The following is a 20,790-nucleotide window of genomic DNA, read 5'->3' on the forward strand; positions in this document are numbered from 1 at the left end:
TGTTCTCAGCCCTCGGTGAGCGCCGCCAGCAGTGCGGGGCCCTGCCACGCCGGGGGCGTCCCGGCGCGTTCGGCCTCGTGGACGACGGCGGTCATACGGGCGTTGGCGGGGGCCTCCAGGCCGTGTTCGCGGGCCAGCTCGACGATCTCGCCCTGGAGCGTGTCGATCTCGGTGAGGCGGCCGCGCTGGAAGTCCTCCCACATCGAGGAGCGGGCCGTGGCGTCGATGTCGAGGCTGCCGGCGGCGAGCTGGCGGTAGTCGTCGTCGGGGAGGCGGAGCACGTCGATGATCAGGTCCGGCGCGGCCGGGCCCAGGTGCGCGGGCTCGACGCCCGCCGCGCGGAAGACCGCCAGTGCCTCCTCCTGGCACAGCGCGAGGCACTGCCGGTACGCGCGCTGCGCGAGCTGTTCGCGCAGGGGCAGGCCGGAGAGCGCGTTGATCGCGTTGTTGAGGTTCAGCAGCAGTTTGCCGTACTGCACCTCGCGCATGTCGGGCCGCGTCTCCGCCTCCAGCCCCGCGTCCCGCAGCGCCCCGGCGAGCCGCGCGCCCGCCTCGCCCTCGTCCAGCATCAGCGCGCCGCCGACGCCGCGGTGGTACGTGCCGGGCCCGGTGCCCAGCACGTTGTACGGCACCATCCCGGTCAGCACCTCGTGGCCGGGGAGGGCCTCGCGCAGGATGCCGGGGTTGCGCAGACCGTTCTGGAAGCTGACGATCACGGCGCCGTCCCGCAGGTGCGGGCGTATCGCCTCGGCGGCCTCCGCCGTGGCCGCCGACTTCACGGTGATCAGCACGCAGTCGGCGTCCCGTACGCCCGTCGCGCCGTCCGCGGTGCGCAGCGCGCCCGGCTTCACGCGCAGCTCCTCCGCGTCCGAGGCGGTCAGCGTGAGCCCGCGCTCGCGCACGGCCTCCATCGCCGCGGCCCGCCCGACGAGCGTCACGTCGCAGACGCCCGCGAGATGGCCGCCGACGTAGCACCCGACGCTTCCGGCCCCGAACACGGCCACGTTCCACACAGCAGCAGCATCAGTCATGGCCGGAGTCTGTCAGCACCGGAGCCGCCGGAGAACGTCCCGACGGCGAACGCCCGTCCCATTCCTGCCTGTTCGGCTCCGGGCACCGGTCACTCCGCGCCGTGCGTCCGGTACGCGCCCGCGCGGGCCGCCTCGTACGCCGCCTCCGCCGCCCGTTCCGCGCTGGCCTCGTCCAGGGGGTGGCCGCTGGCCAGGAGGCGGTAGTAGAGGGGCGCGGAGACGGCGCGGACGACCTCGTGGGGGTCGGTGCCGTCCGGGACCTCGCCGCGGGCGATGCCCTGGCGTACGCAGGGGGCCCACTCCTCCGCGCGTACCGCGTAGAAGCGGCGGAGGGCCTCCGCCGTGCGCTCGTCGCAGGTCGCCGCCGCGATCACGGCCTTGAACAGGGGGCCCTGGCGCGGATCGGTGAGCGTGCGGCGCACCAGCGCGGCGTTCGCCTTCAGGTCGCCCAGCAGCGTGCCGGTGTCGGTGCGCGGCAGGGAGGACTCGGCCATCTCCGCGAGGAGGTCGGCCAGGAGGCCGGTCGCCGTGCCCCAGCGGCGGTAGACGGTCGTCTTGCCGACGTCGGCCCGGCGCGCGACGTCCGCGAGGTCGAGGTCCGCGAACCCGCACTCGGCCAGCGCGTCCCCCGCCGCGCGCAGCACGGCCTCGCGGACCCGCGCCGTCCGCCCACCGGGCCGCACGGTCCCGGGGCCGGTCCCGGGGCCAGGGCCAGGGCCGGGTGCGTTCTGCTCCGCCTCACGCGCCATAACGGGTCTCCAGTTCCATTAATGCCTCGCTCCTGCTACGGTACTTCTCAGGTTAACGGGAAATCAGTCCCGTTAGAGCCTCGCCCCTCCCCAAGGAGTGAACCGATCATGGAATACCGGCAGTTGGGCGCCTCCGGCCTCAAGGTCCCCGCTCTCAGCCTCGGCACCGGCACCTTCGGCGGGCGCGGCCCGCTCTTCGGGGCGTGGGGCGACACCGACGCCCGCGCCGCCCGCCGCCTGGTGGACATCGCGCTGGACGCGGGCATCACGATGTTCGACAGCGCCGACGTGTACTCGGACGGCGCCTCCGAGGAGGTGCTCGGCGAGGCGATCAAGGGCCGCAGGGACCAGGTGATCCTCTCCACCAAGGCCGCGCTCCCGATGGGCGACGGGCCCGGCGACTGGGGCACCTCCAGGGCCCGGCTGATCAAGGTCACGGACGATGCGCTGCGCCGCCTCGGCACCGACCATCTCGACCTCTTCCAGCTCCACGCCTTCGACGCCTCGACGCCCGTCGAGGAGGTGCTCGGCACCCTCGACCAGCTCGTGCGCGCGGGCAAGATCCGCTACACCGGCGTCTCCAACTTCTCCGGCTGGCAGCTCATGAAGTCCCTGGCCGCCGCCGACCGCCACGGCCTCCCCCGCTACGCGGCCCACCAGGTCTACTACTCGCTCGTCGGCCGTGACTACGAGCACGAGCTGATGCCCCTCGGCCTCGACCAGGGCGTCGGCGCCGTCGTCTGGAGCCCGCTCGGCTGGGGCAGGCTGACCGGGAAGATCAGGCGAGGACAGCCCCTCCCCGCCGGGAGCCGGCTCCACGAGACCGCCTCCTTCGGGCCGCCCGTCGAGGACGAGGCGCTCTTCCGCGTCGTCGACGCCCTCGACGGGATCGCGGAGGAGACCGGCAGGACCGTCCCGCAGGTCGCCCTCAACTGGCTGCTGCAGCGCCCCACCGTCTCCTCCGTCATCGTCGGCGCCCGCAACGAGGAGCAGCTCCGGCAGAACATCGGCGCCCTCGGCTGGTCCCTCACCCCCGAGCAGACCGCCCGGCTCGACGCGGCGAGCGCCCGCCACGCGCCGTACCCGTACTTCCCGTACCAGCGCCAGGAGGGCTTCGCCCGGCTGAACCCCGCGCCGGTGGACGTGACGCCGCCGGTCGCCGCGTAGCGCACGGGTACGGGCACGGGGACGGGCAGAGGTACGGGTCCGATGGAGTGATCATCGGCCCGGCGGCACCCGTACGGCAGTGTCGCTCTCCCGCCCGCCGCCGGTGCGGCGCGATCCTCCTTCGCAGGGCACACGCCTCTGCCGTCACAGGAGGAAGAGGAACACGATGACGCTGTCAGCCTGGCTCTCGGCCGTCCGCAGACGCCACAGGACGACCCGTCGTCCCGAGCGCGCGGCCCGCCCCGTGCGGGCCGGGCTCGCGGGGTTCGCCGTGCTCGTGCTGGGCGGCCTCGGCGTCCTCGCCCCGGCCACCCCGGCCGCCGCCGACCCGCTCCCCGGCGGCCTCGGCCCGTGCGTGGGGCCCGACTGCCCCGACCCGTTCCCGCCGATCAACAACGGGCCCGTAGCCGGGCACGACAACAACCTCAGCGTCTTCGTCGGCGGCGACTTCCTCGTCCGCGAGGGCGCGGCGGAGGCCGAAGGGCGCGTCGTCACGCTCGGCGACTTCGACATGAACAGGACGCGCGGCGGCGACATCTACAACATCGGCGAGGCGGGCGTCGGCTCCCGCGTCCCGCCGCCCGACGGCTCGGACTGGCTCACCACGGGCGGCGGCATCTCCGTCACCAGCGGACAGCGGCTCCTCGCCGAGCAGGGCGTCGTCCGGCACGCGGGCACCGCCACCGGCACGATCCTCGCGCAGGACACCGTGCGGGACCCGGACGCGGTCGCCCCGTACCGCGCGCTGCGCGACCAGCTCACGGACGCGAGCAACTGCTACGCGTACGGCGACGACGGCTCGGGCCGCCCCGCCACCGGTACGGCCGTGAACACCGGCGTCTCCACCGTCTTCACCGGCGACGGCACCTCCGACCTCCAGGTCTTCAACGTCGACTTCGACATGGTCGCCCCGGGCGGCGGCCAGCAGGCGCTGGAGTTCGCGGGCATCCCGGCCGACGCCACCGTCCTGGTCAACGTCATCGGCGGGCCCCGCACCATCAACACCTCCAGCGGCGGCATCGCCGACACCGACCCGTTCAACCAGCTCCGCGACCGGCTGCTGTGGAACTTCCCGGACGCCGACCAGATCAACTTGGAGGGCACGGGCCAGTTCCAGGGCAGCGTCCTGGCCGGCAACCAGTCCAGCACCACCACGCTGAGCCTGCCGGGCCTCAACGGGCGCCTCTACACCGCCGGTTCGCTCACCCACACCTCCAGCGCGAGCGGGGGCGGCGGCCAGGAGATCCACAACTACCCGTTCAACGGCGACCTGCCGAGCTGCGCCGACGTCCCGCCGCCGAACACGCCCACGGGCTCGCTCACGGTGATGAAGAAGGACGCCTCCACCGGCAAGCCGCTCCAGGGAGCCGTGTTCGAGGCGTGGCGCGAGACCAACGGCCGCCCCGGCCTCCAGACCTCGGGCACCGACCCCGACACCCGCGTCGGCACCGGCTGCGCCACGAACGCGCGCGGCAGCTGCACCTGGGACGACCTGATGCTGGACTCGTACTACCTGCGCGAGACGGCCGTGCCCGACGGCTACCAGCTCCCCTCCCGTACGGTCACGGGCCCGTACCGCATCACGGCCGAGAACGCGTCGCAGGGCGTCACCGTCACGCGTGAGAACGAGCGTGAGAAGGGCGGCGGGGGCAAGGGCGGCAAGAACGGCAAGTAGCAGAACCTACGCGGCACGGGGCGCGGATCCTCTGAGGAGGACCGTGCCCCGTACTGCGTAACGGCGTACCGCCGGAGTTAGCGCGCCGTGTCGAATTCAGCCTTCGCGGGGACGGATTCCGCGCCCGTGCGCTGTTTGCGGCGCAGTGGGAGCACGACGCTCTCGTGGAAGCGGTCGATGGCGTCGTCCACGCTGCGGATGAACCCGGACTCGGCGTTCCCCCGCGTGCTGCCCATGCTCCGGAACAGCGAGAGCCGGAAGCCCGTGACCTGCCCGCCGTCCTTCGGCAGCAGATCGGCGGGCTCCGGGCGCAGCCGCTCCAGCGTGCCGCGCGGCCCGCCGCCGTCGCCCTCGACCAGCGTCTCGACATGGAGGTCGGCGGGCGCCTCCGCGAGGTGGCGTATCAGCCGCTTCGCCCAGGACAGCGGGTAGCCCTGCGCGGGCGTCGGCACGTCGATCGACGTGCGCAGCCTGCCCGTACGCAGGTCGGCGGTGAGGCCGAGGATGCCGGGGGTGCCGTCGACGCGCAGCTCCGCGTAGAGCCTGCCCTCGTCGCAGAGCCGGTCGGCGAGCGCCGCCCGCCGCGACTGCGGGTCGGTCCCGCGCCGGGCGCGCTGCACGGGCAGCACCTTCTGGCCCAGCTCGCCGCCGAGCCGCAGCGAGACCTGGCGTACGAGCCGCTCCCAGCTCTCGACGACGGCGACGGCCCGCTCGTCGCCCCGGCAGAGCGTCTCGGCGTCGATCCCGTTGCGTACGGGCACCCAGGCCGGGCCCATGTTCTGGAAGCCGTGGCACCCCGAGTGCTCGTGCTGCAGATAGTGCAGCAGCTCCTGCAGCAGCCAGGCGTGCGCGGCGTTGCCGACGCCCTCGTGGCGGATGAGCATCTGCGCCTGGTGCGCGACCTCCGCCCACGACAGGTGCCAGAGCGCGACCCTGTTCTTGCGCCGCCCGTCGAGCTTCACGTCCACGAGCGGACTGCCCTCCAGGGCCACGTCGTTGGAGAGCGTGATCACGGCCTCGTAGCCACGCCGCGAGGCGATGTCCAGGTACTCGCGCACCTGCTCGGCCCGGAGCGGATTGCCGTTCGTCTTGGTCTCCACGAGCGCGGTCCACAGCTTTCCGGCCCGCTCCACGCGGATCACCCCGTCGGGCCGCCGGGGGCTGTCCCCGTTCGGGAGCGTGACCTCGGTGAACGTCTGCATGTGCCCCGCCGGGGCGCCGAACCCGGCGGTGAGCCGCCGCCCGAACTCCGGCACCTGCGCCATCACCGACAGCAGCACGGACGTCGCGCGCGTCTCGCGCTCCCGGTCGCTCTTCAGCGTCGGGGCGGGGAAGAGCCGCGCCTGCCGCCAGCCGTCGTTGTCGGCGAGCGACTTGCGGACCGTCTGCGGGAGAGTGATCTTCTTCTTCGCCGTACGGGGGCGACGCACGGCCCGCTTGGGGGCGGGGGCGGGCGTTGGCTCCTGCGCGGGTTCGGGTGTGGGTTCAGGCGTGGGTTCAGGCGTGGGGGCGGGGCCCGGCTCGGATGCGGACTCCGGTTCCGGTTCCCGTTCCGGCCCTGGCCCCGCTTCCGCTTCCGCACCCGCTTCGGCGTCGGCGTCGGCGTCGACGTCGATGCCGAAGTCCGTCGCCAGACCGGCCAGCCCCGTGTCGTAGCCCTGGCCGACGCTGCGGAACTTCCACTCCTCCCCGCGCCGGTACAGCTCGCCGAAGATGATGGCGGTCTCCGTTCCCGCGCCCTCCACCGAGTAACCGAGCAGGGGTTCGCCCGTACGGTCGGCGAGCGTCAGCCGGAGGTCGTGCAGCGAGCCGAAGGTGCTGTCCCCGTACTGGCTCGCGGCGACGACGATGCGCTCGATCTCCGGCGGCATGGCCGTGAGGTCGAGGCCGATGCGGTCCTCGCTGCCGTTGGCCGTGGGGGTCTTGCCGAGGAGCTGGACGCTGCCGTCGGGTGCGGCCGGGTTGTTGTAGAAGAAGAAGTCCCCGTCGCCGCGCACCTTTCCGGTGCTCGTGCAGAGCAGCACGGAGACGTCGGCGTCGCCGTCGCCCGCCGCGCTGCTCCAGCCGAGGCTCACGAAGACGGATCCCGTGTCGTCGCTGAGGGCCGCCAGCCCGACGTTGGAACCCTTGACCATTTCGCGCATGCCGCGCCCCCTTGCTCCCTGCTCCCTGATACCGGTACGACCACGGGCAGGGCGGGGCACGGTGGGGCGCGCTGGACCGGCCGTGGCGTCAAGTGCGGCTGAGTGCCTGCGCGGTGAACATTAGCCGTCATGTGGGCATTCGACGACCACTTCGCTCATTCCCGGACACCAACTCCGCCGCCAGCGCACGGGCCCGGCCGAGCCACTCCGCGCGCTGTTCGGCAGTGGCGTCGGTGACCGTGCGGAAGACGGTCCGGCGGACGTCGGTGACGCCGGTGTACGGGAGGACGCAGGCGGCCCAGATGCGCTGGAGGGGGTCGCCGAACTCCTCGCGCTCGCGGTCCTCCGGGGTGTCGGAGGTGTTGAGGACGAGGGCGCGGCCCGCCTGGAGGAGGCCGACGGGTTCGCCGTCGGCGGTGCCGAGCTTGTAGGCGACGCCGGGGGCGAGCACGCGCTGGGCCCAGCCGGTGAGCACCGCGGGCGGCATGCCCCACCAGTTGGGGTGGACGAACACCAGTCCGTCCAGCGTGGGGAGTTCGGCGCGGTGCGCGGCGAGCAGGGGGTCGGGGGAGTCCGCGCCGTCCTGCGTCGCGGCGTCGACGGTCTCCGTCTCGTCCGCGCGCAGGACGGGGTCGAAGCCCTCGGCGTACAGATCGTGCGCGCACACCTCGTGGCCCCGCGTCCGCAGCTCGTCGGCGACGGCGTCGGACAGCGCGTGGTTGAAGCTGCCGGGGCGGGGGTGGGCGAGATAGAGGCCGATGCGCAGGGGTGCCCCGGGCGTCACGGAGGTCACGCCGCTCCCGGGTTGTGCTTGAGGACGGACGCGAGGAGGCCCGGCTCGGACTGCGGGAAGTCGAGGGGCACGATGCCCAGGCCGGTCTTCCCCGCCATCTCGGGGCCGTCGAGGAAGGCGCGGACCTGCGGGTTGAGCCGGTCGGCGTTCCACTTGGGCGGCAGCCCGGCGGCCGTACTCACGAAGTTCACATAGAACGGTCCGGGGCTCCCGGCCGCCTGGCGGAACTGCTCCTCGATCTTCGGGTACTTCGCGAACGGCTCCGACTGGTACGCGTCCTGCACGTCGAACACCGACGGGTCGGCCCAGCGCACGCCCGGCAGCCCGCCGTTGTCCGCGAGCAGCACGACCTTGCCGCGCGCCGCGCCGAGCGCCGGGAGCGTGCCGTCCATGTGGAAGAGGGAACGCCAGCCCTTCTGGTCCAGATAGATGTCGAAGACGCGCCGGAACTCCGCGTCGCTCTCCTCCGAGTACTCCTGCTTGACCCGCATCAGGACGGTCTCGCCGGGGTGCGCGGCGAGGAAGTCGCGGCAGGCGATGAGCACGTCCCCGAACATCAGGTTCTGGAAGAACGCCGCGTGGTGGATCGCGAACACCCCGTCGATCGCTCGGCACCGCACGTCCAGGAAGCGGACTCCCGCGGCCAGTTGGTCGGCTATCACCGTGTCCTGGCACTCCACCCAGGGACCGCCGAAGCGCGCGCCCGCGTCATGCGTGCCCGGGATCGTCAGCGCGCGCAGCGGGGTCGCCGCGTCCAGCCCCGCCATCCAGTCCTGCGGCCCGGCGACCGCCTTCTTCCCAGGTGCCCTGGTGCGTTCCGCCGCGAGGCCCGTTCCCGTACCCGCGTACGCCAGCAGCCCCGTCGCCGGAAGCACCGCCGCGCCCCGCAGAAAACCACGCCTGTCCATGTCGTAACCCCCATATCCCCGTTCCCGGTGCGCACTTGCGGCACACGGTCAGCACGGCTCTCAGCCGTACCGGCCCCCATCATCGGGCAGCGCGTGACGTGGGGGAAGAAGGGAAGGCGTCCCGGACCGGCCCGGGCCCGCCGCTCAGCGGGCCTCCAGCTCCGCCGCCCGCCGCTCCAGGTCCGCCGCGATGCCATCCCAGTCCGGACCGTGCAACCACAGGCTCTGGGCGGCCTCCCGCATCAGCGACGGCTCGTCCGGGCGCTGGAGGAGCACCAGCCGATAGGCCAGGTTCCGCACCCAGACCGGCAGGTGGCCGTCGACCAGGTGCGGGCACAGCTCACGCAGCATGGCCAGGACCGCGTCCGGGTCCGCGAACGTCAGCTCCTCGACGAAATAGCGCTCCCGGTGCTCCGCCGCGCACTCCGGCGCCGGGCGGTACTCGTCGCCGTAGAGACACCGGGCGTGCTCCGTCAGCGTGCGGTGCATACCCGGATGCCTAGCGGTCGCTCGCGTCGTGGGCCAGGAGCGCGAGCTGGATGCGGTTGTCGAGGCCGAGCTTGGCGAGCGCGCTGGAGAGGTGGGCCTTGACCGTGCCCGCCGAGAGGTGGAGGTGCTCGGCGATCTCGGTGTTGGACAGGCCCTTCGCGACGCCGGAGGCGACCTCCCGTTCACGGTCGGAGAGCCGGGCGAGCTGGGTGCGGGCCTCCTCGGCGCGGGTGCCGGAACCCCCTGCCGCGTAGTCGATCAGGGTGCGGGCCACGGAGGGGGAGAGCGCGGGTCTCCCCTTGGCGGCGCTGCGCACCGCCTCGACGATCTCCTCGGGCTCGGTGTGCTTGAGCAGATAGCCCGCCGCCCCGGCGCGCATCGCCTCCAGCACGGTGGTGTCCTTGTCGAAGGTGGTCAGCACGATCACCTGCGGCGCCGGTGCCTCCTGGTCGGCGGCGCGCGCCTGGGCCAGGGCCCGGGTCGCCGCGATCCCGTCGAGCACCGGCATCCGGATGTCCATCAGCACGACGTCCGGCGTCAGCTCCCGCACGGCTTCCGCCACGCCCCCGCCGTCCTCCACCTCGCCGACGACCTCGATGCCGTCCGCCCCGCGCAGCATCAGCTTCAGCCCGGCACGGACCAACGGATCGTCATCGGCCAGCAGTACGCGAATCATGGCTTCACCTCGCGGGCCACGGTAGCCGGGCCCGGAGGATGAACATGCCGCCCGCCCCGTCGTGCTCCAGGACTCCGCCCTCCAGCCCCACCCGCTCGCTCAGCCCGGTCAGCCCCGCGCCCGCGCCCGGGATCCCGGAGGACGACGCCCCCGACGGCAGCGGATTGCGCACCTCCACCGTCAACTCCCCGCCGGGGGTGCCGCCCAGCCGGACGGTGACCTTGGCGCCGGGGGCGTGCTTGCGTGCGTTCGTCAGACCCTCCTGCACCACTCGGTAGACCGTGCGCTGCTGCTGGGGGCGCAGCGGCAGCTCGTCGCCTCGCGGCTCGTCGCCCCGTACACCGTCGCCCCGTACGCCGTCGCCCCGCAGCTCCCCGTCCCGGAAGTCGACCGGCTGGCCCGCGGTCCGTGCCTCCTCGATCAGGTGCCGGACGTCCTCCAGCCGCGGCTGCGGTGCCGCCGTGCCCTCCGTCCCGTCCGTCCGGATGCCCTCGTCCCCTTCCTCGCCGCCCTCGCTGCGGAGTATGTGCAGGACCTCCCGGAGCTCCTCCAGCGCCTGGTGCGCGTTCCCCCTGATGACCTCGGCGCTCTCGGACACCTCGGCGTCGCTGAGCGCCGGTGCCGTGCCCGCGTGCGCCTGCTTGCTGCGGTACGCCAGGGCGCCCGCGTGGACCGAGAGCAGGGAGATCCGGTGCGCCATCACGTCGTGCATCTCCCGGGCTATCGCGCGCCGCTCCGCCCGCCGGGCGTCCGCCAGCCGCCTCGCGTGGTCCGCGCGCTCCCGGTCGGCCTCCTCGCGCAGCTTCAGCACCAGCATCCGCCGGGCCCGCAGGGCGCTGCCCCACGCGAAGAACAACAGGTAGTACGCCACGGTGATCGCGATCGCCATCCCGACGTCGCCGCGCGGGACGGAGACGATCAGCAGATTCGGCACGGAGGCGAGGAGACAGAGGCCCAGCACGGGTATGGAGCGGTTCCACGGAACCCTTATCGCCAGGTTGGCGATGATGACCATCCCTGCGCCGAAGGCGCTGGCGGACATCGATATCGCCGGCAGCGCGAGCAGCGTCACCCCCAGGGGGAAGCGCCGCCGCGCCCACAGCGCGAGGCAGGAGACCGCGCCCAGCAGGGGGTCCAGCTCCTGGAGCCACGGCGGAACCCCCTTGGTGCTCTGGCCGGTGCCGAGCATGAAGAGGCCCACCATCACGGCGCCGATGAACAGGAGCCCGTCCACCACTCCGTCCCGGAACGTCCGCCGCACGTTCCGCCCGCTCACCTCCGCTCCCACGCTCGCCGCCGCCAGCTCACCCGGCAGCAGCGACCGCGGCGCGAAGCCCGTGACACCCCTGCCGTCGATCATTCTTCGAGCGTACGAGGCCCTTCCGGCCCGCCGCCTCTGCCGACTGGCCAGAACTCCCGGCCACCCGGCCAGTGATGAGGCCGGCGCCGTGTCCCGTCGCTCCTCGGCTTCGGAACGGGATTTGAGGGTTCGGCGATCAGATTCCCTCAGAGCCAGTCGAATCCTCGGTGAAAGTCTCAAAAAGCACTTCAATGAAAGAATTGAAGCCATGAAGTTCTCACTAGAGGTCGACATGGACGACGTGCTGTCCGAGGGGGATGCCGCCCGTGAGCTGGGCCGGATCCTCCGGTACTGGGGCGGCAACCTTCACCACTACGAGCTGAAGCCGGGCGACGGATCGGTCATCTACGACTCGGCCTACCGCGAGGTCGGCCGCTGGGCGATAGAGGCCCGGTCCGCCTGAGTCAGTGCACCTGAGTCAGTGCACCTGAGTCAGTGCACCTGAGTCAGTGCACCTGAGTCAGTGCACCTGAGTCAGTGCTCCTGAACCGTCCAGACGCCGGTGGCCGCCGCCTCGCGCGCGTACTCCGCGAAGTCGCGCGGCTCCCGGCCGAGCGCCTCGCGCACGCCGGGCACGAGGTGGGCGTTCCGCCCGTCGAGCACGCTCTCGAACAGCTCGGCGAACTCGCCCGGCATGCCCTGCTGTTCGAGGGCCGCGCGGTACTCCTCCTTGGAGACCGGCACGTAACGGATCTCGCGCCCCGTCGCCTTGCTCAGCTCCTCGGCGACCTGGCCGAAGCTGAGCAGGCGCGGGCCGGACAGCTCGTACGTCCTGCCCGCGTGGCGCGGGTCGGTGAGGGCCTCGACGGCGACGTCCGCGAGGTCGTCGAGGTCCACGAAGGCCTCGACGGCGTCGGCGGTGGGCAGCACGATCTCGCCCGAGAGGACGGGCTCCAGGAAGAAGTCCTCACTGAAGTTCTGGGCGAAGAAGCTGGCGCGCAGCACCGTCCAGTCGGCGCCGGAGTCCTTCAGCGCGTCCTCGCTGACGACGGCGCCCTCCTCGCCCCGCCCGGAGAGCAGCACCAGGCGCCGGGCGCCCCGGCTGACCGCGAGCTTCGCGAACGCGCCGATCTGCTCGGCCGCGCCCGGGAAGGAGAGGTCCGGGTAGTACGTGACGTAGACAGCGTCCACGCCGTCGAGCGCCGCGTCCCAGGTGTCCGGGTCCTCCCAGACGAAGGCGGGCGTACCGGAGCGCGAGCCGACGCGCACCGGCACTCCGCGCGCGACGAGCCGCTCGGCGACCCGGCGCCCGCTCTTGCCGGTGCCGCCGATGACCAGCGTCTTCTGACCGTCCGTCGTGGCGTTCTGCGTGGTGTTCTGGGTGGTGTTCTGCTTCGTGTTCGTCATGCGGATCAGTCAACTCGCCCGCGTACGGGCCCGACATGACGCCGACGCTCAACCGGATGTGCGAGCGTCTCAGACCTGGTTCGTCTCAGACCTGGTTCGCCTCGACGTCGAGCGTGATCTTGATCGTGTCGCCGACGACGGCACTCGCCGGACCGGCCGTGACGCCGAAGTCCGAGCGGCTGATCTCGGTGCTCGCGGAGAGGCCGAGCGCGGGCTTGCCCTCCATGCCCTGCCCGAAGCCGTTCAGCTCCAGGTCGAGGGTGACGGGGCGGGAGACGCCGCGCAGCGTCAGCTCGCCGTCGACCTGGAACCCGGCGCTCCCGTTCGCCCGTACGCCCGTGGAGCGGAAGGTCATCTCCGCGAACTCCTCGACGTTCAGGAAGTCCGGCGTGCGCACGTGCTCGTCCCGCTGCTCGTTCCCGGTCGAGACGGAGGCGGTGCGGATGGTCGCGGCGACGGTGGAGTCCAGGGGGTTCTCCGCGGTGACGATCTGGCCCTCGAAGTCGTCGAACCGGCCGCGGACCTTGGCGATGCCCAGGTGCTTCACGGAGAAGGCGACCTCGGAGTGGATCGGGTCGATGGCCCAGGTGCCGGTCGTGTAGCCGGGGAGGGCCGCTTCGGTGGGAGTGGACATGGTGGCTCCTAGAGCTCGTGGACGGGGGTACGGGCGGGGCGCGGGGTGCGGTGCCCGATGGTGCATGTTGCTGAGCTCTCAACAACCATAACCAGATGATGTTGAGTCTTCAACCACGTGTATCCTGGAACCATGGAAGACCCCGCCGACACCCGCTGGCTCACCCCCCGTGAGCAGCAGATCTGGCGGTCGTACATGGCGGCGAACCAAGCGCTCCAGGCCCGTATCGACCGCCAGCTCAAAGCAGAGTCGGGCATGCCCGTGGCGTACTACGAGATCCTCGTGATGCTCTCCGAGAGCCCCGGCCGCTCCCTCCGCATGACCCGCCTCGCCGAGCTGTGCAACTCCTCGCGCAGCCGTCTCTCGCACGCCGTCGCGGCGCTGGAGAAGCTCGGCTACGTCTCGCGCTGCGGCCTCGCGGGCGGTGACCGCCGCGCCGCCGTGGCCCAGCTCACCGACGCCGGGTACGACGCGCTCGTACGGGCGGCGCCCGGCCACGTCAGCGAGGTCCGCGAGTGCCTCTTCGACGCCCTCTCGCCCGAGCAGCTCGACGCCCTCCACGACATCAGCGAGACGCTCCAGGCGGCGCTCAGGCAGCCCCGCTGAGCGCCTGACCGACCCGCCCGCACCTCCTTCGTTTCACGGTCCCGTGCGCAGCGCGCAGTCGCCGCACTTGGCGCCGCCCGGCGGCACCCGGTAGTAGAGGCAGCAGCTCCGGCGGAGGTAGCCGCCGGGGGTGAAGTCGCCCGCGTCGCGCAGCGGTTCGAGGGCGTGCAGCGCGCGGACGAGCGCGGCCGTACGGTCCCGGCGCCGGGCCGGTGCCGGGGCCGTGTGCACCGTACCGGCCAGCGCGGCGGCGGCGTTGCCCCACAGCAGCGGCTCGGCGATCTTGACGGTCGCCATGAACGCCCCGGCCAGCGGCCGCAGCAGCGCGCCGACCACCGTGCCGTGGAGCGCGGCGACGGGGTCGCCCTCGCCCCCTCCCTCCCCGTACGCCGTCGGCCCGGGCAGCCACAGGGAGAGGCCGTCCTCCTCGGCGTACCGCCAGCGCAGCTCCGCGAGGTCGGGGACGACGCGGTGCGGGCCCGTGGCCGTCGCGAGCACCGGTGTCCACAGCCGGGCGGCGAGCGCCTGGAAGAGGATCGAGGCGGCGACGCGCGGCTCGTCCGTGCGGAGCTTGGCGGCGTACGAGTCGATCACGGGGCGCAGTGCCTCGGGGCCGGAGCGTGCGAGCGGGCGCCACGCCGGGGCGGCCGCCTCCGCGCCCTTTCCGCCCGTGGCCAGCGCGAAGAAGGGGCCGTGCCGGGCCGCCTCCCGCAGGGCCGCGCCGACGTCCTCGCCCGGCGATCTGCTCTCCGGCCCGTTCTCCGTCCCGTTCCGCGATTCGTTCTCTCGCACGTCAGGCATCGTCCCCCGGACCGGCCTCCGTATACGCGTCAGCCCCCGTGGAGCAGTACGAGGAGCGCCGCCGTCGCCGCGAGTACGGCGTACACCGCGGCCGCCACTCGCAGGCCGAAGCGCAGCAAGGTGTGTTCCGCGACGGCCGACCCGCGCCGGGGGAGGCTGTCGCCCGCGACGGCGAGGATCAGCATGATCATCGGCAGCGAGGTGAAGACGGCGTGCCCCGAGGCGCTGTTCTGGAGGGCCGCGAACCAGGTGTCGAGCCCGGCGCCGTCCGGGGCGAGGCGCTGCTGGAGCGGCATCATGAGCGCGTTGCCGCCGACGTTCGAGCCGGTGAGGAAGCCGCTGAGCATGCCCAGCGCGGGCACGGTCACCGCCGTGACCAGCGGCGGAGCCCCCGCGACCGCCTCGCCCAGCTCCCGGATCATGCCGCTGTCCCCCATCAGCCGGCCGAGCACGACGAACCCCGACAGCGCGAGCAACGGCCGTCCCACGCGCCCGAACGCGGCCCGTACGTCCGCGCCGCGCGCGCGTCCCCGGTCCAGCACCAGCGCCGCGGCGAGCAGCGGCAGCCCCGGCGAGGAGAGCAGCGCGAACCCCGCGCCGCCCGCGTGCAGCTCCAGCGGAGGCACCCCGGCAGCGGTCGCCGCGCGGGCGAGCGCGATGCCGCCCAGCACGAGCCCGTACGCGGAGAGGACGACACGCGGCGGAACCAGCCGCCCACCGGGGCCCGTGCCCGTGCCCGTACCCGTACCCCTGCCCGTGCTTCTGGCCGATCGGCGTACGGCGCACAGCGTCAGCCCGAGCGCCGTGGTGCACAACCCCGCCAGTACGCCCGCGGGCTGGACCACGCCCGCGAGGTTCAGGGCGAGCAGCCCGAGGGAGAGCGTGCCGCCCGCGACCGCCGCCACCAGCGTGGCAAGGAGGCGGCGGCGCGGCCGGGCCAGCAGCGCCGCCCACACGGTCACCAGCGGAAAGACCAGGGCGCTGGTCACGGCGGTCGCGGCGCCCAGCTCCGCCGTACCGGTCCCCGTGAGCGCGGCGCCGATCACGGTGGCGAGGCCGAGCGTGCCCCAGGGCATGACGTTCATGCCGAGCATGGCCTGCCGCAGGGCCGTGGCGGGCGGCGCGAGCGCGAGCAGCACCGGGACCGTGACCAGCAACGAGACCCCGAACCCGGTGAGCGCCTCGACCGTCGGCGCGATGCCCGCGACCACCAGGGCGATCTTCGCGGGCCCCGGCAACGGCAGTTCGCGCACCCATTCCCGTAGCGCGCCGTGGACGCCGCGGCGGGTGAGCACCTGGTTGAGATGGACGCCGGGCAGCATCACCGCTGCGGCGTTGAGCACCAGCAGCCCGGCGCCGCCCGCGCCACCGGCCCACGCGCCGCTCGGCAGCGTGAACTCCGGCAGCCACCAGATCAGCGCCGCCGCGAGCGCGACACCGGCCCCGGCCGCCCAGTACGCGGGCTTCCGCAGTCCGGCGATCACCCCCAGCACCATGACGAGCGGAGACACCGCCCAGGCCCACACCATCGTCACCGTCACCCTTCCGTTCGCCGTACGCGTGCTCGTACGGGCGGGCACAGCCTCGCGGTACGGGCGACGGCCGGTCTTGAACGAAAGTCGGACGAGCCCGGCCCGTTCAGCGAAGGGGGTGCATGGCGCCGGGCGTGACCCCGAAGTACCGCTTGCAGACGCGCGTCAGATGCGCCTGATCGGCGAACCCGGTGACGGCGGCGACCTCCACCGGCCGCCGCCCGGCGAGCAGCAGGCGGCGTGCGCGGTTGGCGCGCAGACGCAACAGGTAGGCGTGCGGCGGCAGTCCGTACGCGTGCCGGAACGCGTCGATGAGCGACGCCCGCGGCAGCCCCGATGCGGCGCTGAGCTCCGCCACGGTGACGGGCTCGGTCCACCGGTCGTGCAGCACCTGCCGTGCGAGATCGACCCCGCGTGACGTACGGCCGCCGCCCACGGCTCCGGTTCCGGCGCCGGCTCCGGCTCCGGGCACGAGGTGGCGGACCCGTCCCGTCCGCGCGTGCCGTCGCAGGATCGCGCCCAGCCCTTCGAGCAGCAGGGACTCGGCGGTGAGGGGGTCGTCGGCGTGCTCCTGCTCGCGGTGGACGCGCCGCAGCCGCTCGAACAGCCCGGCGTCCCGTACGGCGGTGTCCGGGAACCAGACGCTCCCCGTTCCCAGGCGCGTGCGGGCCAGCTCCTCGACCATGCCGGTGTCGAAATAGAACATCCGGTACCGCCAGCCCGACTCCCCCGCGGCGAACCCCGTATGGACCTGCCCGGGGTTGAGCACGACCAGCTCCCCGGCCGGGACGACGACCGTCCCTCCGGCCATGTGCAGCCCTTCCGCGCCCTGTTCGATGACGCCTACGGAGAGCTGTTCATGGCTGTGCCGGTCGAAGGCGAACCGTTCGAACCGGGCGGCCAGCAGCTCCACCCGCGCGCTCCCCGCCGCGGTCCACAACCGCGCGTGCTCGCCGCGCCCGTCGCGTCCGTCGCGTCCGCCGCGCCCGTCGCTCACCCGGCCTCCGCGCCGGGGATCCGGCGGCGGATGTCCGCGAGCATGTTCCGCATCGACAGGCGGAAGATCTCCTGCTGATGGCCGCCGAGGAACGAGCCGTGGCCGAACACCTCCAGGACGACGAGCCCGTGCATATGGCCCCACGCGCTCAGCAGCAGCGCGATCGCGGGCGGCGGCAGGCTCCCCAGCCCGCTCTGCGGCAGCCCCTCCAAGTGGCCCCGCAGCGCGGGGGAGAGCGCGTGCACGTCGGCGGCCTCCAGCTGCTCCCTGCTGAACCCGCCGAACATCTCGCGCTCGAAGATCCCGCCGATCCGCCGCATCGCCTGCGTGGTCGGCCCCTCGACGGGCGCCTCGTAATGACGCAGCGGGGCGCCGAAGATGAGCTGGAACCGCTCGGGGTGGGCGATCGCCCACCGCCGGTACCCCTCCGTCGCGATCACCAGACGCGGCACCTTCGCGTCCCCCTCGGCGTCCCCGTCCGCGTCCCCCTCCGCGTCCCCCTCCGCGTCCCCCTCCGGGGTCCCGTCGACGGCCTCCTGCACGGCATCGGCCAGGTCGTCGTACGCCTGCGCGATGAGCGCCGTGACGAGCGCGTCCCGGTTCGGGAAGTAGTGGTACAGCGCCTGCACGGTCATCCCGAGCCCCCGCGCCACCGCCCGCAGCGACAGCGCGTGCGGTCCCTGCTCGGTCACGTGCCGCTCAGCGGCCTCCAGAATCTCCCGACTGGCAGCGGCCCGTCGCCGCTCACGCAGGGAGAGCGGCGCGTCGGCCGTCGACTGCTGAACTGAGGACATGTCCCGACCGTACGACGATCGAACCCCGCTGGGTACCGGCAGGTTGAGCACTGCGCGGAAAATCTAACAGTGCCCGATTCCGGAACGGCCGGGGATCGCGGCTCACTTCGCGGTCGTTCGCTCGATCCAGGCACGGTGGGCGGTCAGGTCCGTGTAGATGCCGGGGCCCGTGGCGCACTTCGGGTCGGCGTCGCCGTCGCGGCTGGTGGCTCCGATCAGTTCCCAGTGCCCGGGGCGGCCCTTGAGCTGCGGGCCGCCGGAGTCGAGGATGCAGGCCTGCGCGTTCTTGGTGGGGCTGTCGGTGCAGAGCTCGTTGGCCGCGTCGTAGTTCTCGCTGCACCGTTCGCCGGGGACGAGTTCGGTGTCCAGTTCCCGCAACGTGACCGGCGGCTTCGGGCACTCGCTGCCGTCCTCGCAGGTCATCCCCCAGCCGAGGATCCGGGTGCCGGTGCCGGCGGGGCCGGACTTCTTGGCCAGCTCGACGGGCTTCGCGTCCACGGGGCGGTCCAGCTTCATGACGGCCACGTCGTCGCGGAACGGCTCGTAGGAGAAGTCCGGGTGCGCGACGACCTTGGTGACCTTCGCCGCCTCACCCTTCGTACGGTCGTGGTCGCCGACCCGTACGGAGAGCTGTTTCGTCTTGACGTTCACCGTGCAGTGCCCGGCGGTCACGACCCAGTCCCGTTTGATCAGGGAGGCCCCGCAGTAGTGCTTGCCGTCCTTCTGCACGCTCGCCATGAACGGGTACTCCGAGGTGGCCTTGTGGCCCCCGATGATCGCCGATGCCGACGGCGTCCCGGCCACGGTGAGCGCGACCGCCCCCGCCACCGCCACCGCGCCCAGCGCCACCTTGCCCCGCTTGGTCATCCCGGCCTCCTTCGTTCTCCCGGACTCCGACACTGTCGAGCCCCTCCCGGTCGGCACCCCCGGCACGTCACCCGTTCCGCTCGCCCGTACTTGCCCGAAAGTCGTACGCCGGGCCGCCGGATACCGTGTGCGGGTGGTGTTGCCCGTACGCGTACGAGGTGGGTGGTGGCGCGAGTGGCCGTCAAGGTGCTCCTGCTCGACGACGAGGAGCTGGTGCGCAAGGGCATACGGCTGATCCTCCAGTCCGACCCGGACATCGAGGTGGTCGCCGAGGGTGATGACGGTTCGGCGGCGGTGGACCTGGTGGCCGGGCACCGTCCGGACGTGGTGCTCACCGACATCCAGATGCCCCGCGTCGACGGCCTGGAGGTCGTCCGGAGGCTCACCGCGCTGCCCGACCCTCCCGCTGTCGCGGTGCTCACCACGTTCGACGTCGACGAGTACGTCTACGCCGCGCTCCAGCACGGCGCCGCCGGGTTCCTGCTCAAGGACACCCCGACGCACGAGCTGACCAGCGCGGTCCAGGTCCTCGCGCGCGGCGAGGCGATGCTCTCCCCGCGCATCACCACCAAGCTGCTGGCCGCCTTCGCCACGGGCACGGGCGCCGCCGCGCCGCGCGCGCGAGCGCGGATGACGGAACTGACCGCCCGCGAGCGCGAGGTCGCCAAGGCCGTCGCCCAGGGGCAGAGCAACTCCGAGATCGCCAGCGGTCTGTTCGTGAGCGAGTCCACGGTCAAGGTCCATCTCGGCCGCATCATGACCAAGCTCGACGCCGTCAACCGCACCCAGGTCGCGCTGATCACCCACGACGCCGGTCTGTCCTGAACGAGTTCAGGGCGTGGGCATGGGCGTCGGCACGGGCAGTGTCGCGTCGATCCGGAAGCCGCCGTCCTCGGTGGGCCCGGACCCGATGGTGCCCCCGGCCAGGCGGACCCGTTCCGTCAGGCCGATCAGCCCGTGTCCCCCGCTCGGCAGCAGCGGCTCGCCGTCGTCCTCGGGCCGCCCGAGGGGGCTCCCGGGCGGGCCGTTGACGATCCGTACGCGCACGGTTCGCGGGCCGAACGTGAGGTGGACGCGCGTCGCGGCGCCGGGCGCGTGCTTGTGCACGTTGGTCAGCGCCTCCTGCACGACCCGGTGCGCCGCCCGCTCGACCGGCTCCGCCAGCGGCTGCGGCGCGCCCTCGACGAGCACGTCCACGGGCAGCCCGGCGGTCCGCGAGCTGTCGGCCAGCTCGGTGATCCGGTCGACGACCGTACGGGGAGCGGAGGCCCCGGTCTGACTCTCCGTGGGTCCATCCGCGGGTCCGTCCGCCGGTCCGTCCGCGGGTCCGTCCGCCGGTCCGCCCCTGAGCAGCCCCAGCATCTCGCGGAGCTCGGTGAGCGCGCGTCGGCCGGCGGTCTGGATGATCTGCGCGGTCTCGCCCGTCGTCTCCGGGTCGTGGGCGACGGCGCTGAGCGCGTTGGCGTGCACGACGATCAGGCTCACCTGGTGGGAGACCACGTCGTGCATCTCTCCGGCGATACGGCGCCGCTCTTCCTCCCGCGCGGCCTCGGCGATGAGCCGCTGCTCCCGCTCGGCGCGCTCCGCCCGTTCGACGAGACCGGCGACGACCGCGCGCCGCTGGCCCACGTAGAGCCCCAGCAGCAGCGGCACGAGGCAGGAGAAGACGAAGTTCACGGCGAACGAGGTCGCCACCGCCCGGAAGCTGGACCACACCTCCGGGTTCCAGGGCGCGAGGGCGAACACCAGTCCGGCTCCGGCCGAGACCCACGCGGCGCGGCGGCTGTGCGGGCCGCGGTAGGCGCCCTCCGCGTAGTAGGCGAAGGGCACCACGAAGGGCGAGACCTGGAGGACCTTGGCGAGCAGGCCGACGGCGAGCACCAGTTCGGGCGCCTTGCGCCGGGCGAGCAGGGGCAGCGCGCTCATCGCGGCCAGCAGCATGTTCGCCCAGTGGGCGGCCGGTCCCATGTAGGGGTTCAGGTAGCTGTTCCACACCGCGAACAGCAGCACGACCGCCGTCAGCGCCACGTCCATGACGCGCGGGGGGACGCGGGGCCCGCGCGGTACGGGCCGTGCCGCGGACTCCCGCGCCGTACCGCCGTAGCCGTAGCCGTTCCCGTCGCCGGGTGGCAGGAGCGCCCAGGAGCGGAGCGTGTGCCTGACCTGGCGGGTGCGACTGGTGGTACTCACCCGGCGAGGATAGAAGCCGGTGCCGGAAGC

General features: G+C 73.0%; 21 protein-coding genes. 5 read left to right on the forward strand and 16 right to left on the reverse strand.

All coding sequences use genetic code 11. From position 1 onward, the window contains the following. Nucleotides 1–5: 5 nt before the first annotated feature. Both ACGF3A_RS11315 and ACGF3A_RS11320 read right to left on the reverse strand, forming a co-directional pair. Complete coding sequence (locus tag ACGF3A_RS11315; RefSeq protein ID WP_393728235.1) at nucleotides 6–1,031, reverse strand: 2-dehydropantoate 2-reductase; 1,026 nt, start codon at nucleotides 1,029–1,031, stop codon at nucleotides 6–8. A gap of 89 nt (nucleotides 1,032–1,120) precedes the next feature. After that, complete coding sequence (locus tag ACGF3A_RS11320; RefSeq protein WP_393728237.1) at nucleotides 1,121–1,780, reverse strand: TetR/AcrR family transcriptional regulator C-terminal ligand-binding domain-containing protein; 660 nt, start codon at nucleotides 1,778–1,780, stop codon at nucleotides 1,121–1,123. A 108-nt stretch (nucleotides 1,781–1,888) separates the two neighbouring features. On the opposite strand from ACGF3A_RS11320, the gene ACGF3A_RS11325 reads away from it, so the two are divergent. Together ACGF3A_RS11325 and ACGF3A_RS11330 are read left to right on the forward strand one after the other, a co-directional pair. Next, on the forward strand, nucleotides 1,889–2,947 hold the full coding sequence (locus ACGF3A_RS11325; protein WP_393728239.1) for an aldo/keto reductase: 1,059 nt from the start codon (nucleotides 1,889–1,891) through the stop codon (nucleotides 2,945–2,947). A gap of 166 nt (nucleotides 2,948–3,113) precedes the next feature. Next, nucleotides 3,114–4,622, forward strand: a complete 1,509-nt coding sequence (locus tag ACGF3A_RS11330; protein WP_393728241.1) for a choice-of-anchor A family protein — start codon at nucleotides 3,114–3,116, stop codon at nucleotides 4,620–4,622. A gap of 77 nt (nucleotides 4,623–4,699) precedes the next feature. Here the strand turns inward: ACGF3A_RS11330 and ACGF3A_RS11335 are convergent, their stop codons facing one another. From ACGF3A_RS11335 to ACGF3A_RS11360, 6 genes are all read right to left on the reverse strand, one after another. After that, entirely contained in the window at nucleotides 4,700–6,757 is a 2,058-nt protein-coding gene (locus ACGF3A_RS11335; protein WP_393729094.1) for a TerD family protein, read from the reverse strand. Nucleotides 6,758–6,893: 136 nt separating this feature from the next. Continuing rightward, nucleotides 6,894–7,559: an NAD(P)H-dependent oxidoreductase gene (locus ACGF3A_RS11340; protein WP_393728243.1), complete on the reverse strand. Its 666-nt coding sequence runs from the start codon at nucleotides 7,557–7,559 to the stop codon at nucleotides 6,894–6,896. Continuing rightward, entirely contained in the window at nucleotides 7,556–8,467 is a 912-nt protein-coding gene (locus tag ACGF3A_RS11345; RefSeq protein ID WP_393728245.1) for a phosphatidylinositol-specific phospholipase C, read from the reverse strand. Before ACGF3A_RS11345 ends, ACGF3A_RS11340 begins: the two co-directional genes overlap by 4 nt. Nucleotides 8,468–8,611: 144 nt before the next feature. Next, the gene (locus ACGF3A_RS11350) at nucleotides 8,612–8,956 is read right to left on the reverse strand and encodes a hypothetical protein (protein WP_393728246.1); all 345 of its coding nucleotides are present in this window, start codon (nucleotides 8,954–8,956) and stop codon (nucleotides 8,612–8,614) included. A 10-nt stretch (nucleotides 8,957–8,966) separates the two neighbouring features. After that, complete coding sequence (locus tag ACGF3A_RS11355; protein WP_393728247.1) at nucleotides 8,967–9,632, reverse strand: response regulator; 666 nt, start codon at nucleotides 9,630–9,632, stop codon at nucleotides 8,967–8,969. A 4-nt stretch (nucleotides 9,633–9,636) separates the two neighbouring features. Next, nucleotides 9,637–10,992 (reverse strand): sensor histidine kinase, encoded by a 1,356-nt coding sequence (locus ACGF3A_RS11360; protein WP_393728249.1) that lies wholly within the window; start codon nucleotides 10,990–10,992, stop codon nucleotides 9,637–9,639. Nucleotides 10,993–11,200: 208 nt separating this feature from the next. Here ACGF3A_RS11360 and ACGF3A_RS11365 point away from each other — a divergent pair, with 208 nt between their 5' ends. After that, a complete protein-coding gene (locus ACGF3A_RS11365; protein WP_393728251.1) occupies nucleotides 11,201–11,395 on the forward strand; it encodes a hypothetical protein in 195 nt (64 codons plus the stop codon). 71 nt (nucleotides 11,396–11,466) lie between these two features. Here the strand turns inward: ACGF3A_RS11365 and ACGF3A_RS11370 are convergent, their stop codons facing one another. After that, the gene (locus ACGF3A_RS11370; protein ID WP_393728253.1) at nucleotides 11,467–12,339 is read right to left on the reverse strand and encodes an NAD(P)H-binding protein; all 873 of its coding nucleotides are present in this window, start codon (nucleotides 12,337–12,339) and stop codon (nucleotides 11,467–11,469) included. 85 nt (nucleotides 12,340–12,424) lie between these two features. Next, nucleotides 12,425–12,973, reverse strand: coding sequence for a YceI family protein (locus tag ACGF3A_RS11375; protein ID WP_393728255.1), 549 nt, complete (start codon nucleotides 12,971–12,973; stop codon nucleotides 12,425–12,427). A gap of 132 nt (nucleotides 12,974–13,105) precedes the next feature. Here ACGF3A_RS11375 and ACGF3A_RS11380 point away from each other — a divergent pair, with 132 nt between their 5' ends. Next, nucleotides 13,106–13,579: a MarR family winged helix-turn-helix transcriptional regulator gene (locus tag ACGF3A_RS11380; RefSeq protein WP_393728257.1), complete on the forward strand. Its 474-nt coding sequence runs from the start codon at nucleotides 13,106–13,108 to the stop codon at nucleotides 13,577–13,579. A gap of 33 nt (nucleotides 13,580–13,612) precedes the next feature. On the opposite strand, the gene ACGF3A_RS11385 is transcribed toward ACGF3A_RS11380, so the two are convergent. From ACGF3A_RS11385 to ACGF3A_RS11405, 5 genes are all read right to left on the reverse strand, one after another. Continuing rightward, complete coding sequence (locus tag ACGF3A_RS11385; RefSeq protein ID WP_393728259.1) at nucleotides 13,613–14,371, reverse strand: (2Fe-2S)-binding protein; 759 nt, start codon at nucleotides 14,369–14,371, stop codon at nucleotides 13,613–13,615. 38 nt (nucleotides 14,372–14,409) lie between these two features. Then, nucleotides 14,410–15,960, reverse strand: coding sequence for an L-lactate permease (locus tag ACGF3A_RS11390; RefSeq protein WP_393728261.1), 1,551 nt, complete (start codon nucleotides 15,958–15,960; stop codon nucleotides 14,410–14,412). 58 nt (nucleotides 15,961–16,018) lie between these two features. After that, a complete protein-coding gene (locus tag ACGF3A_RS11395; protein WP_393728263.1) occupies nucleotides 16,019–16,909 on the reverse strand; it encodes an AraC family ligand binding domain-containing protein in 891 nt (296 codons plus the stop codon). Next, nucleotides 16,906–17,703: a TetR/AcrR family transcriptional regulator gene (locus ACGF3A_RS11400; RefSeq protein WP_393728265.1), complete on the reverse strand. Its 798-nt coding sequence runs from the start codon at nucleotides 17,701–17,703 to the stop codon at nucleotides 16,906–16,908. The genes ACGF3A_RS11395 and ACGF3A_RS11400 overlap by 4 nt, the downstream gene beginning before the upstream one ends. Before the next feature lie 102 nt (nucleotides 17,704–17,805). Then, complete coding sequence (locus tag ACGF3A_RS11405) at nucleotides 17,806–18,570, reverse strand: S1 family peptidase (protein WP_393728267.1); 765 nt, start codon at nucleotides 18,568–18,570, stop codon at nucleotides 17,806–17,808. 174 nt (nucleotides 18,571–18,744) lie between these two features. Between ACGF3A_RS11405 and ACGF3A_RS11410 the strand changes: the two genes are divergently transcribed. Then, complete coding sequence (locus ACGF3A_RS11410; protein WP_393729096.1) at nucleotides 18,745–19,395, forward strand: response regulator; 651 nt, start codon at nucleotides 18,745–18,747, stop codon at nucleotides 19,393–19,395. A 6-nt stretch (nucleotides 19,396–19,401) separates the two neighbouring features. Here the strand turns inward: ACGF3A_RS11410 and ACGF3A_RS11415 are convergent, their stop codons facing one another. Further along, entirely contained in the window at nucleotides 19,402–20,760 is a 1,359-nt protein-coding gene (locus tag ACGF3A_RS11415) for a sensor histidine kinase (protein ID WP_393728269.1), read from the reverse strand. Nucleotides 20,761–20,790: the final 30 nt, after the last annotated feature.

The sequence above is a fragment of the Streptomyces sp. NPDC048172 genome, from assembly GCF_043202595.1.
In the GTDB taxonomy this organism is placed as follows: Bacteria; Actinomycetota; Actinomycetes; order Streptomycetales; family Streptomycetaceae; genus Streptomyces.